We start from the raw sequence: 12,593 nt of genomic DNA, 5'->3' as shown, positions 1-12,593 counted from the left end.
TAATTAAATCGTTTCTAACATAACTTTAGCAAAAAGAAAGGCAATGCGTTGATGTAATTTTATTTAATTTTGTTTTTAACATGGATGAAAGAAAAAAAAGGCCAAAAAGATTAAAGAGAAAACTACTTGATAAATACCGTCTAGTAGTTCTCAATGAAGATACTTTTGAAGAACGCATATCTTTAAAGCTTACACGGTTAAATGTGTTTGTACTGGTTTCTTTATCTGCTATTTTGTTGGTTTTATCCACCCTTATTTTAATTGCATTTACACCCTTAAGAGAATATATACCAGGATATTCTTCTACAGCATTAAAAAAACAAGCTACTCAGCTAACGTTTACAGCTGATTCTTTACAACAAATTATAAACATGAACGATAAGTATTATGAATCTATCAAGAAAGTATTGCAAGGTGATGTAAGTAAGGTAGATTTTAATAAAGACTCTATTATTCAAGCCGTTAAGATTGAAGTTAATGAAGTAGATTTAAGACCCAATCAAGAAGATTCCATTTTACGGGAAAAAGTGGATAAAGAAGATAAATACAATTTATTTGAATCTGCTAAATCAGGAACAAATTTTGTTTTGTTTCCACCAGTAAATGGAACCATCAGCGAACCCTATAATTTAAAGGAAAGACATTATGCGGTAGATTTGGTGGTTGCTAAAAACACACCTATTAAGGCTACAGCTGATGGGTCTGTAATTTTTGCAGAATGGACCGCAGAAACAGGATATGTTATTATTTTAGAACATAGTCAAGGTCTACTGTCTGTATATAAACATAATGCGTCTTTGACTAAAGCACAAGGCGATTTGGTTAAAGCAGGAGAAGTGATAGCCACCTCAGGAAACACTGGTGATTATACTACAGGTCCTCATTTACATTTTGAACTTTGGAATAATGGCTATCCTATTAACCCAACAAACTTTATAGATTTTAAATAATGCTATCAATAAAATCTGTCCTTGCAAAACCATTTGCAAAACGCATTTACAATAGTGTTCAAAAATGGGCAAATAATCCCATTGAAACACAACAACATGTTTTTAAAAACTTGATAAACCAAGCAAAGAATACACAATTTGGAAAGGATCACGATTTTAGAACTATAAAAACGTATGATGATTTTGTTAATCGAGTGCCGATAAGGGATTATGAGCTGTTGAAACCTTATGTTGACAGAGTTGTAGCAGGAGAAGAACATGTTCTTTGGAAAGGAAAGCCCTTGTACTTTGCTAAAACATCAGGCACAACTTCTGGAGTAAAGTATATTCCCATTACAAAAGAAAGCATGCCTTTTCATGTGGAATCAGCTAGAAACGCTATTTTGTTATATATCAATGAAACCGGAAAAAGTAGTTTTGTTAATGGAAAGATGATTTTTTTACAAGGGAGCCCTATCATGAAAACCCAGAACGGCATTCAAGTTGGTAGACTCTCAGGTATTGTAGCCCATTATGTTCCTAAATATTTACAAAAAAACCGTATGCCTTCTTGGGAGACAAATTGTATAGAAGATTGGGAAACTAAAGTGGAGGCCATCGTTGAGGAAACCTTGCCTGAAGAGATGACGGTTATTTCTGGAATTCCTTCATGGGTTCAAATGTATTTTGAGAAAATCCATAAAAGAACAGGAAAAAATGTAGGCGACGTTTTTAAAAATTTTAACCTATTTATTTTTGGAGGCGTTAATTACGAACCATACCGAGCTAAATTTGAAAACCTGATTGGCAGAAAAGTTGACAGTATAGAACTGTATCCTGCCAGCGAGGGTTTTTTCGCTTATCAGGACAAACAGAACGAGAAGGGCATGTTACTACAGCTTAATTCTGGTATATTTTATGAATTCATTAAAGCTGAGGAATTTTTTGATGAAAACCCAAAACGAATCACCGTAAAAGATGTTGAGATTGGCATAAACTATGTCATGATTATATCATCAAACGCAGGGCTTTGGGCTTACAATATTGGCGACACCGTTGAGTTTACCTCCGTTAAACCATACAGGATCATTGTGTCAGGCAGAATTAAGCATTTTATTTCTGCTTTTGGTGAGCATGTCATTGGTAAAGAAGTCGAACAAGCCATGCAAGAAGCAACGCATGATACAGATATTAGAGTTACAGAATTTACGGTAGCACCTCAAATAAATCCAGAAAACGGATTGCCTTACCACGAATGGTTTATAGAGTTTGAAAATGAACCTGAAAGCCTTTCGGCATTAGCCAAAAAAATTGATGAATCGCTTCAAAATCAAAATAGTTATTATTTGGATTTAATACAAGGCAATGTGTTGCAGCCACTTAAAATAACTAAGGTAAAAAAAGACGGATTTCAAGAGTATATGAAGTCTATAGGTAAGCTTGGCGGACAAAACAAAATACCACGTTTATCTAACGACAGAAAAATTGTTGAGGCTTTTCCTCACTCAAGTTTGTATAATTAGTATTACCTTTACACCGCTTAAAAATGGTTATGAAAAACAAAAAACATCACGAAAGGACTAGGGCGCAAGAGAGCTCAAATGCTATCGAAAGGATGTATATAACTATGCGCCATTTATTTAATCGCGGGTTTTATAAACCTATGGGTATTTCGGGCGAAACTTTAAGACAATCTTTATTACTTTTAAGACCAGAAATTTATGGTTCCATAGGAGAAGAAAAAGCAGAATTGGCAGGCTTACTTTATGTGATTGATAGATTGCCACAGGGTATTGAAGAATGTACTTTCATTAATTTAACAAGTGATGAAGGTTATTCCAACTCGCATTTTAAACCCATCATTCCAGAAAAAAGAAAAAGAAATTGTTATAGAATTGATGCCGAGCAAATGAATATTGAGATTACCAGAGGACGCTCAGAAATCTATGATATTTTAACGCATTTGACCTTTCTATTTGTGGAATCCCATAAAATTAGTAACCGAGTGCTCATTCATGAGGAAGGGGCAACCACTAGAGATTGGGAAAAACTTGAAAAAGCAGTATTATCAAAAAAGAAACTGACACAACCAGAACGGGAAGTCGCCATTACCCACATGGCTAATATCTTAGGAAGAACATTTAATGAACTCATATCGGTTTACGATGATTTTGCAACACCAACACAACCAGAACGGTTACTGCATATTGTATATTGGTTAGGCAAATTAGCTATAGAAGAACAACTTGATAACAGTAAGCGCACCATAACATTTAGCCCGGTTTTAAGAGAACGCCTCGGACATCATATTCATGGCGAAATATGGGCAGATTCCATTAAGGACACACTATATAAGAACGGATTGTTGGAAAGACCTATTCATATAATAAGTGCTAACATGCACAGCGTTATGAATACCTTATTTGCCCCCGAAGCTTTAAAAATAGATTTTCCAAAGAAAGATGTTTATGAAGTTTATGAGCATCTTAGTAAAAAGGAAAATCAAGACATTCGAAATAAGGTGACTATAACAGCGTTAGAAAGCGGTATGACTTTTATTGAAGATACTTCAGGTACCAATATAGACGTTCAAATTTTTGATACTAGTAAAATAGATTTTGATAAGATTGACATAAAAGCGAATAATGAAGCCTTAAAATCAAAAAAACCTATTATTTTAGTCATGGATTACGCATTTGGCGAACAGGCATATGAAACCATTGACGAGCTTTTAAAACCATATAAAGTAAAAGGGTCTAAAATTCTATTAAATGTCGAATCTGTATCTATTATGGGAAAAGCGGGTATTTTAGAAGGAGGTAAAGGAGATATCATGATTCCATCGGCCCATATTTTTGAAGGAACAGCGGATAATTATCCGTTTAAAAATGAGTTAAAAAAGGAAGATTTGGAAGGTCAAGGCGTTGATGTTTATGAAGGTGCCATGATTACCGTTTTAGGCACATCACTTCAAAATAAGGATATTTTAAAATTCTTTTACAATTCCACATGGAATGTGATTGGTTTGGAAATGGAAGGTGCCCATTACCAAAAAGCCATTCAAGCGGCGTCTAAGGTTAGAAGAAGCATCAGTCCAGATGTAAAAGTGAGATACGCCTATTATGCAAGTGATAACCCATTAGAAACAGGAAGCACATTAGCTTCAGGGGGCTTAGGGACTACGGGCGTAAGACCAACCTATCTTATAACAAGAAAAATATTAGAACAACTATTCAACTAACAGCTATAGAATCATGAGTAAAGAATTGCCACAACCACAACCATCTGAAGAAGTAGATTTAGGACAATTGTTTAAATTAATAGGCAATGCCTTTGATCGGTTTTTTAAATTTGTAGGCAGCATTTTTAAAGGCATATTTGGTGTTATTATCCTCTTTTTGCTTTTTCTTCAAAAAAACTTTATAAAATTTGTTATTGTTGGCGCTTTAGGTTTAGCTATAGGATTCTATTTAGATAGTACCAAACAAACAACATATATTTCTACTATGATTGTAGAACCAAATTTTAACAGTGTGCAGCAGTTGTACAACAATATAAATTTTTATAATGAATTGGCTGACGCTGAGGATTCTACCGCATTAGCAGATGTCTTACAAATTACAGAAAAACAAGCCGGTACAATCAAAGAGTTTAAGGTTGATTCATATTCTGATGAAAATCAAAAAATATTGTTGTTTGATAGGTTTGTCCGCAGTTTAGACACAACCACTCAAAAAGCCATAGACATGGAGTCGTATCTCAAAAATTTCAATTCTTTTGATGCACGGTTCCATACCGTATCTGTTATTGCAACAGATAATAGCATCGCAAAACAAATTCAACCTATAATTGTCAATTCCATTTCAAGTAATGATTATTTTAATCTTCAAAAATATATTAGCGATGTTAACATTCAGTTACAAGATAGTTTATATAATAAGCAATTTAAAGAGATAGACTCATTACAATTACTTTATAAAAAAGTGATGCTTAAAGAAGCAGAGCGCCCAATGCAAGGTACGGCTATTAATCTCGGTGAAAATGGAAGTAATGACAATAAAGAGCTTGCATTGATAAATAAGATGGATGAATTAAAATCTAGTTTAGTAGAACTTAATGAAGAACGCGCCAATAAATCTAGTATTTTGAATGTTATTTCTAATTTTCCCAATAAGGGAGTTAAAGTAAAAGGCATATTAAAAAGTTATAAGTTTCTTGTGCCATTAGTGATGTTGATTTTAACATTGTTTATTTTCGCACTATTATCAACGAATACTTACCTAAAGAATTATAAAAAAGATTAAAGTATGACTATTTTAATTACTGGCGGAGCAGGGTTTATAGGCTCTCATGTAATAAGATTATTTGTTGAAACCTATCCAAATTACCATATTGTTAATTTAGATGCTTTAACCTATGCTGGTAATTTAGAAAATTTAAAGGATATTGAAGACAGACCCAATTATACATTTGTTAAAGGCGATATTACCAATGAAGTTTTTATAAATGATTTGTTTGAAAAATATAAGTTTGATGGGGTTATACATTTAGCTGCAGAATCGCATGTAGATAGGTCCATAAAAGACCCATTAGCGTTTGTGAAGACCAATGTTATAGGCACGATGATTCTCTTAAATGCGTTCAAAAACACTTGGAAAGATAACTTTAGCAATAAATTATTTTATCATATAAGTACCGATGAGGTTTATGGTACTCTAGGTCGAACAGGATTGTTTACCGAAATGACATCCTACGATCCAAATTCACCGTATTCAGCTTCCAAAGCAAGTTCAGACCATTTTGTGAGAGCTTATGGAGAAACTTATGGCATGCCGTATGCCATTACAAATTGCTCCAATAATTATGGTCAGAATCAGTTTCCAGAAAAATTAATTCCGTTATTTATTAATAATATAATAAACCATAAGCCATTACCGGTTTATGGTGATGGTAATTACACAAGGGACTGGTTATATGTAAAGGATCATGCTGTTGCTATCGATTTGGTTTTTCATAAAGGAAAAAATAAAGAAACCTACAATATTGGTGGTTTTAACGAATGGAAAAATATTGATTTGGTAAAGTTGCTTTGTCAGCAAATGGATGAAAAGTTAAACAGAGAAAAAGGCAGTTCAGAAAGATTAATAACCTACGTGAAAGACCGTCCAGGACACGATTTAAGGTATGCTATTGATGCATCAAAAATCAACCAAGAGTTAGGCTGGAAACCATCGGTAACTTTTGAAGAAGGATTAAACAAAACTATTGATTGGTATTTAAATAATGAAGAGTGGTTGCATAGTGTGATTAGTGGAGATTATAAAACGTATTACGAAAAGCAATATAATAATTAAAAATGAGTAGTTACAAGGTTATATGGTTAAAAAGTTAAGAGGGGACAGCACAACTATAGATTTGAACTATGGATAAAATTAAATCTCATAAGGATTTAAAAGTGTGGCAGGAGTCTATGGATTTTGTTGTTATGATTTATGATATAACAGAACAGTTTCCCTCAAAAGAAGCCTTTGGATTGACGTCTCAATTACGTAGAGCTTCTGTTTCAATACCATCCAACATTGCAGAAGGCGCAGGAAGAAAAGGAGGTAAAGAATTCGCTAGGTTTTTATATATTTCTATGGGATCTCTTTCAGAAGTAGAGACTCAATTAGAAATTTCCTTTAGGGTAGGATATATTAAAGAGATTGAGGAAGTAAACAAACGCATCTATTTTATTAGGAACATGCTTTCAAACCTAATTAAGCGGTTGAATAGTTAGAAGGTTAAAAAGTTAGAAGGTTAGAGAGTAACGGACATTAAATGAAGACAACAGTTTAAAAATATATAACGAGTTAACAACTATAAATTAATGCTTTGGATAAGATTTATTTAAAAACACAATTAATAATTGAAATAAAAAAAACAGCTTTCAGAAGCTTTCTGAAAACGTGTTTGATATAACCACTAAACCTTATCACCTTTTAACCATATAACTATATAACCCATAACCTTGTAACTATCAAACAATGAAAGGCATCATATTAGCAGGAGGCTCAGGAACCAGATTACACCCATTAACATTATCGGTTAGTAAGCAACTAATGCCTATTTATGACAAGCCCATGATTTATTATCCACTTTCTACATTAATATACGCAGGAATTAATGAAATTTTAATCATTTCAACCCCTAAGGATTTACCATTATTTAAAGATTTATTGGGGGACGGGAAAAAGTATGGATGTAGATTTGAATATGCCGTTCAGGAAGCACCGAACGGATTGGCAGAAGCTTTTATAATAGGTGAATCTTTTGTAGGTAAAGATAAAGTTGCATTAATATTAGGAGATAATATTTTTTATGGTACAGGTTTGGCAAAACTGTTACAAGCAAATAATAATCCCGATGGAGGCATTATTTATGCTTATAGAGTACACGATCCAGAACGTTACGGTGTGGTAGAATTTAATGATCAGGGGCAAGCCATTTCTATTGAAGAAAAACCAGAAAAACCCAAATCAAACTATGCCGTCCCTGGCATTTATTTTTATGATAATTCTGTCGTTGAAATTGCGAAAAACATACAACCCAGCCATAGAGGAGAATTGGAAATTACCGATGTTAATAAAGCATATTTAAAACAAGGCAAACTAAACGTAAGCATTTTAGACAGAGGAACGGCATGGTTAGACACAGGGACATTTCAATCACTCATGCAAGCCTCTCAATTTGTTGAAGTGATTGAGGAACGCCAAGGTCTAAAAATAGGAGCTATTGAAGGCGCAGCTTACGAGATGGGTTTTATTACTAAAGACGAATTTATAGCTTTAGCAGAACCTTTATTAAAAAGCGGTTATGGTAAAAATTTATTAGGATTACTTAATAAAAATTAATGATAGCAAAAGAAACGAAATTAAAAGGTTGCTTTATATTAGAACCAATGGTTTTTGAAGACAGTAGAGGCTATTTTTTTGAAAGTTTCAATCAAAACACATTCAATAAATTGATTGGTCAGCACATAGATTTTATTCAAGATAATGAATCCTTTTCTGTAAAAGGAACATTAAGAGGTCTTCATTTCCAAAATGGTGAATTTGCTCAGGCTAAATTAGTGCGGGTTGTAAAAGGAAGCGTTCTAGATATAGCTGTAGATATAAGGAAAGACTCAGATACTTTTGGAGAATATGTTTCTTTAGAATTATCAGAAGATAATAAAACACAATTATTTATCCCATGTGGGTTTGCCCATGGATTTGTGGTTTTAAGTGACACGGCCATTTTTTCATATAAATGTGACAATTTTTATAATAAAAAAGCTGAAAGCGGCATTATTTATAATGATGAAGATTTGAAGATTGATTGGAAATTAAATCAAGAGGAACTTGTTATATCAGAAAAAGATTTGAAACTCCCACCTTTTGAAAAGGCAATTTTATGAATTTTATGAATGATACTGTTTTAAATACACCAATAACCAAATTCGATAGCTATAACCCACAACCAATAGCCATATTAGTTACTGGGGCTGGTGGACAATTAGGACTTACTATACAAGAATTATATTCTGGCATTAGTTCTTTAGATTTTATGTTCACTTCTAAATCTGAATTAGATATTACTAACAAAAGAGAGATAGAGATTTTTTTTGAAAAGTATAAATTTGATTATTGCATAAATTGTGCGGCTTTTACTAATGTAGAACAGGCCGAAAAAACACCAGATTTAGCCTATAAAGTTAACGCTGAGGCTGTAAAAAATATAGCCGAGTCCTGTAAAAAATATAATACCATATTAATTCATATTTCAACAGATTATGTGTTTGATGGAGAAAAGGGAACGCCATATACCATAGAAGACTTACCAAACCCCATTAATGAATATGGTAAATCTAAATTATTGGGGGAACATCATATTCAGGATATCTTAAACAATTATTTTATTGTTAGATCCTCTTGGTTATACAGTAAAAAGTATGGCAAAAATTTTTATAGGACTATTTTGGAGTTGGCCAACACAAAAAAGGAGTTGGCTATTACTACAGAACAAATAGGATGCCCAACTAATACCGAAAGTCTAGCAAGAGCTATTATAGATTTAATGGTTAATAAGTCAATAGAATATGGGGTAAAACATGTTTCAGATGATAAAGTGATGACGTGGTATGATTTTGCAAAAGAGATCTTGTCAGAAAATAAATTAAATAACAAGACCAAACTTGTAAAAACTAGTAATTATGTTACTTTTGCCAAGCGACCTAAAAACTCTATTTTATTAAATGAATAACAACCAAATGAAAAAAAAAGTAGCATTAATTACAGGTGTAACGGGACAGGATGGCGCTTATTTAAGTGAGTTTCTATTAAAAAAGGATTATGAAGTACATGGTATTAAAAGGAGATCGTCCATGTTCAATACTGATAGAATCGATCATTTATATCAAGACCCTCATGTAGAAAATAGAAATTTTTATCTCCATTATGGCGATTTAACCGATAGTACCAACCTAACAAGAATTATCCAAGAAGTTCAACCAGATGAAATATACAATTTGGCAGCCATGAGCCATGTACATGTATCTTTTGAAATGCCTGAATATACTGCTAATGCAGATGGCATAGGAACTTTAAGATTATTAGAAGCCATTCGACTTTTAGGAATGGAAAAGAAAACCAGGATTTATCAAGCCTCTACATCAGAATTATACGGTAAAGTGCAAGAAGTTCCGCAAACTGAAACCACGCCATTTTATCCAAGAAGCCCGTATGCTGTTGCAAAAATGTATGCTTATTGGATAACCGTTAATTACAGGGAAGCTTATGGGATGTATGCGTGTAATGGCATATTATTTAATCATGAATCACCCATACGAGGGGAAACATTTGTAACACGTAAAATAACCAGAGCAACCTCAAAAATTGCTTTAGGGCTACAAGAAAAAATATTTCTAGGAAATTTAGATGCCCAAAGAGATTGGGGGCACGCTAAAGATTACATTCGTGTGATGTGGATGATTTTGCAGGCAGATGAGGCAGAAGATTGGGTCATTGCTACTGGAAAAACAACAACCGTTAGAGATTTTGTGAAGATGTGTTTTAACCATGTAGGTATTGAACTTGAGTTTAAAGGAAAAGGAGCCGATGAGAAAGGCTATATTAAATCTTGCCACAACCTAAAATATCAGTTAGAAATAGGTAAAGAAGTTATTGCTGTTGACCCAAAGTATTTTAGACCAACTGAAGTTGATTTGCTTATTGGGGATGCCACCAAAGCTAAAGAAAAACTAGGGTGGATTCCTAAATATGACTTAGTAGCATTAGTGAAAGATATGATGACAAGCGACATTAAACTCATGGAAAAGCAACAATATCTTAAAGACGGTGGTTATAAAATTAAAAACTATTTTGAATAGGTAATCACAGTCATTACGAAGAGTTCCGATAGTTATGGGAAGACTGAAGCAATCTCTTTGTAGAGATAAAGAATTTAAACTTAGAACCAATAGGAGTAAAATTTATGAATAAGGATTCTAAAATATACATTGCAGGACACAGAGGATTAGTAGGAAGTGCCATTTTAAAAAATCTTCAGGAGAAAGCGTATAATAACATTGTGACAAGAACCCACAAAGAACTTGATTTAACAAATCAGGTTGGTGTAGAAAATTTTTTTAAAGAAGAAAAACCTGAGTATGTGTTTTTGGCAGCGGCGAAAGTAGGAGGTATAGTAGCAAATAACAGATATAGAGCCGATTTTATTTATGAAAACATGATGATTCAAAACAACGTGATTCATCAAAGCTATATTCATAATGTAAAAAAACTATTGTTTTTAGGAAGCACCTGTATTTATCCTAAAAACGCACCCCAACCCATGAAAGAAGAGTACCTGTTAACAGATACTTTAGAATATACCAATGAACCGTATGCCATTGCTAAAATTGCAGGCATAAAAATGTGTGAAAGTTATAATTTGCAATATGGTACCAATTTTATATCGGTTATGCCCACCAATTTATATGGACCCAATGATAATTTTGATTTAGAGAAATCGCATGTATTACCAGCTTTAATAAGGAAAATTCATTTAGCAAAATTATTGTACGAAGGTAGAAATGATGAGGTTATTGCAGATTTAGGGTTAAACACTATAGAAGAAGCTAAAGACTATTTAAATAAATTTGGTGTTTTTGCCACTAGTGTTGAGATTTGGGGCTCAGGAAAACCAAAACGGGAATTTCTTTGGAGCGAAGATATGGCAGATGCTTGTGTGTTTATAATGGAAAACAGAGATTTTAAAGATTTAATTCCTTCTTCCCTTTGGAGAGATGCCGAAGGCAAAGGGAAAGGGGCAGAAATAAGAAACACACACATAAACATAGGTACAGGCGAAGATATTTCTATTAAAGAACTTGCTGAAACAGTTAAAAATATAGTTGGCTTTAAAGGTGAATTAGTTTTTAATTCTAAAAAACCAGATGGGACCATGAGAAAGCTAACAGATGTATCTAAGTTAAATACTTTAGGCTGGAAGCACTTAGTTGAGTTAGCTGAGGGAATTAAAAAGGTTTATGAATGGTTTTTAAGCCAGAAAGGACAAGGGTAATAAAACAAGATTTGGATTCGGTAGCTCATGAGTTTATACTATAGATCGAATGATTTCTAACAACATAAGATATGAAGAATATTATAAAAAAGTTTGTATTAGTTATTGCCGAGATAGGCGCTCCATTTACCTTTTTTTCGTCAATTTGGTTGAAATTTGTCACAAAGGCGGGCATTGGTATATTTGGTGAAAAAATCTTCATGACTTTTGGGATTTTACCTGTGTTAGACCATTATTATCAACCTTTGATTAATCCGAAAAAACATTTAAATAAATCTTTAAGAGATGATAGAAAACTCCCAGGGATAGATTTTAATATAGATGAACAATTAAATTTGATTTCAAAATTTGACTACAATGATGAACTCATTAAATTTCCAATCAACAAAAGAAAAGACGTAGAATTTTTTTATAACAACGGATCTTATTGCTCTGGAGATGCAGAATATTTGTATAGTATAATTAGGCACTATAAGCCTAATAGGATTATTGAAATTGGAAGTGGGTATTCAACACTAATGGCGCAGAACGCAATTAAAAAAAATAAAGCTGAAAATCCTTTATACACTTGTCATCATATTTGTATTGAGCCCTATGAGATGCCTTGGCTTAGGGAATTAGACGTGGAATTAATAAGAGAATTAGTAGAAAAAACCAGCACAGATATTTTTGAAAGGCTAGAAGCTAATGATATATTATTTATAGATTCTTCACATGTAATTAGACCACAGGGGGACGTGCTGTTCGAATTTTTGGAATTGCTGCCAACAATTAAACCAGGTGTTTTAGTTCACATACATGATATTTTCACTCCAAAGGATTATTTAAACGAGTGGGTCATTAAAGATCATAAATTATGGAATGAGCAATATATTTTGGAAGCTTTTTTAACATTTAATCCCAATTATAAAATTATTGGAGCATTAAATTACTTATCCCATAATTATACAAAGAAATTTAAAGATAAATGCCCTATTTTCGCTACACAACTTGAAAGGGAGCCAGGTGCATTTTGGATTATGAGAAGCTAAAAATTAGCATAATTATAGCATTTAGGTGCTT

The 12,593-nt window shown here is 33.0% G+C and carries 12 protein-coding genes; all 12 read left to right on the top strand.

The window, feature by feature from the left end; all coding sequences use genetic code 11:
* Nucleotides 1-80 precede the first annotated feature (80 nt).
* The 12 genes from CSW08_RS06790 (at nucleotide 81) to CSW08_RS06735 (ending at nucleotide 12,562) form a co-directional block, all read left to right on the top strand.
* Nucleotides 81-950, top strand: coding sequence for a M23 family metallopeptidase (locus CSW08_RS06790; protein ID WP_106659154.1), 870 nt, complete (start codon nucleotides 81-83; stop codon nucleotides 948-950).
* Complete coding sequence (locus CSW08_RS06785; RefSeq protein WP_106659153.1) at nucleotides 950-2,452, top strand: GH3 auxin-responsive promoter family protein; 1,503 nt, start codon at nucleotides 950-952, stop codon at nucleotides 2,450-2,452. Before CSW08_RS06790 ends, CSW08_RS06785 begins: the two co-directional genes overlap by 1 nt.
* Nucleotides 2,453-2,481: 29 nt before the next feature.
* On the top strand, nucleotides 2,482-4,170 hold the full coding sequence (locus CSW08_RS06780) for a DUF6909 family protein (RefSeq protein WP_106659207.1): 1,689 nt from the start codon (nucleotides 2,482-2,484) through the stop codon (nucleotides 4,168-4,170).
* A 13-nt stretch (nucleotides 4,171-4,183) separates the two neighbouring features.
* Entirely contained in the window at nucleotides 4,184-5,233 is a 1,050-nt protein-coding gene (locus tag CSW08_RS06775) for a hypothetical protein (RefSeq protein WP_106659152.1), read from the top strand.
* 3 nt (nucleotides 5,234-5,236) lie between these two features.
* Nucleotides 5,237-6,283 carry a dTDP-glucose 4,6-dehydratase gene (rfbB, locus tag CSW08_RS06770; RefSeq protein ID WP_106659151.1) on the top strand — a complete coding sequence of 349 codons (1,047 nt, stop codon included), beginning with the start codon at nucleotides 5,237-5,239 and terminating at the stop codon, nucleotides 6,281-6,283.
* A gap of 68 nt (nucleotides 6,284-6,351) precedes the next feature.
* Nucleotides 6,352-6,708: a four helix bundle protein gene (locus CSW08_RS06765; RefSeq protein ID WP_106659150.1), complete on the top strand. Its 357-nt coding sequence runs from the start codon at nucleotides 6,352-6,354 to the stop codon at nucleotides 6,706-6,708.
* Between the two features lie 247 nt (nucleotides 6,709-6,955).
* On the top strand, nucleotides 6,956-7,822 hold the full coding sequence (gene rfbA, locus CSW08_RS06760; RefSeq protein WP_106659149.1) for a glucose-1-phosphate thymidylyltransferase RfbA: 867 nt from the start codon (nucleotides 6,956-6,958) through the stop codon (nucleotides 7,820-7,822).
* The gene (gene rfbC / locus CSW08_RS06755) at nucleotides 7,822-8,367 is read left to right on the top strand and encodes a dTDP-4-dehydrorhamnose 3,5-epimerase (protein WP_106659148.1); all 546 of its coding nucleotides are present in this window, start codon (nucleotides 7,822-7,824) and stop codon (nucleotides 8,365-8,367) included. Before rfbA ends, rfbC begins: the two co-directional genes overlap by 1 nt.
* The gene (rfbD, locus tag CSW08_RS06750) at nucleotides 8,364-9,212 is read left to right on the top strand and encodes a dTDP-4-dehydrorhamnose reductase (protein ID WP_238987214.1); all 849 of its coding nucleotides are present in this window, start codon (nucleotides 8,364-8,366) and stop codon (nucleotides 9,210-9,212) included. The genes rfbC and rfbD overlap by 4 nt, the downstream gene beginning before the upstream one ends.
* Before the next feature lie 7 nt (nucleotides 9,213-9,219).
* Nucleotides 9,220-10,338, top strand: a complete 1,119-nt coding sequence (gene gmd, locus CSW08_RS06745; RefSeq protein WP_106659205.1) for a GDP-mannose 4,6-dehydratase — start codon at nucleotides 9,220-9,222, stop codon at nucleotides 10,336-10,338.
* A gap of 104 nt (nucleotides 10,339-10,442) precedes the next feature.
* A complete protein-coding gene (locus tag CSW08_RS06740; protein ID WP_106659147.1) occupies nucleotides 10,443-11,531 on the top strand; it encodes a GDP-L-fucose synthase family protein in 1,089 nt (362 codons plus the stop codon).
* Nucleotides 11,532-11,602: 71 nt separating this feature from the next.
* Nucleotides 11,603-12,562, top strand: a complete 960-nt coding sequence (locus CSW08_RS06735) for a class I SAM-dependent methyltransferase (RefSeq protein WP_106659146.1) — start codon at nucleotides 11,603-11,605, stop codon at nucleotides 12,560-12,562.
* Nucleotides 12,563-12,593: the final 31 nt, after the last annotated feature.

Origin of the sequence: Confluentibacter flavum (genome assembly GCF_002843175.1) — a bacterium.
In the GTDB taxonomy this organism is placed as follows: Bacteria; Bacteroidota; Bacteroidia; order Flavobacteriales; family Flavobacteriaceae; genus Confluentibacter; species Confluentibacter flavum.
This window is presented reverse-complemented; position numbering and strand designations above follow the sequence as displayed.

Bases quoted from the DNA above. Each gene is read 5' to 3' on its own strand.
- CSW08_RS06790 (WP_106659154.1), top strand. From the start codon at position 81: ATGGATGAAAGAAAAAAAAGGCCAAAAAGATTAAAGAGAAAACTACTT.
- CSW08_RS06785 (WP_106659153.1), top strand. From the start codon at position 950: ATGCTATCAATAAAATCTGTCCTTGCAAAACCATTTGCAAAACGCATT.
- CSW08_RS06780 (WP_106659207.1), top strand. From the start codon at position 2,482: ATGAAAAACAAAAAACATCACGAAAGGACTAGGGCGCAAGAGAGCTCA.
- CSW08_RS06775 (WP_106659152.1), top strand. From the start codon at position 4,184: ATGAGTAAAGAATTGCCACAACCACAACCATCTGAAGAAGTAGATTTA.
- rfbB (WP_106659151.1), top strand. From the start codon at position 5,237: ATGACTATTTTAATTACTGGCGGAGCAGGGTTTATAGGCTCTCATGTA.
- CSW08_RS06765 (WP_106659150.1), top strand. From the start codon at position 6,352: ATGGATAAAATTAAATCTCATAAGGATTTAAAAGTGTGGCAGGAGTCT.
- rfbA (WP_106659149.1), top strand. From the start codon at position 6,956: ATGAAAGGCATCATATTAGCAGGAGGCTCAGGAACCAGATTACACCCA.
- rfbC (WP_106659148.1), top strand. From the start codon at position 7,822: ATGATAGCAAAAGAAACGAAATTAAAAGGTTGCTTTATATTAGAACCA.
- rfbD (WP_238987214.1), top strand. From the start codon at position 8,364: ATGAATTTTATGAATGATACTGTTTTAAATACACCAATAACCAAATTC.
- gmd (WP_106659205.1), top strand. From the start codon at position 9,220: ATGAAAAAAAAAGTAGCATTAATTACAGGTGTAACGGGACAGGATGGC.
- CSW08_RS06740 (WP_106659147.1), top strand. From the start codon at position 10,443: ATGAATAAGGATTCTAAAATATACATTGCAGGACACAGAGGATTAGTA.
- CSW08_RS06735 (WP_106659146.1), top strand. From the start codon at position 11,603: ATGAAGAATATTATAAAAAAGTTTGTATTAGTTATTGCCGAGATAGGC.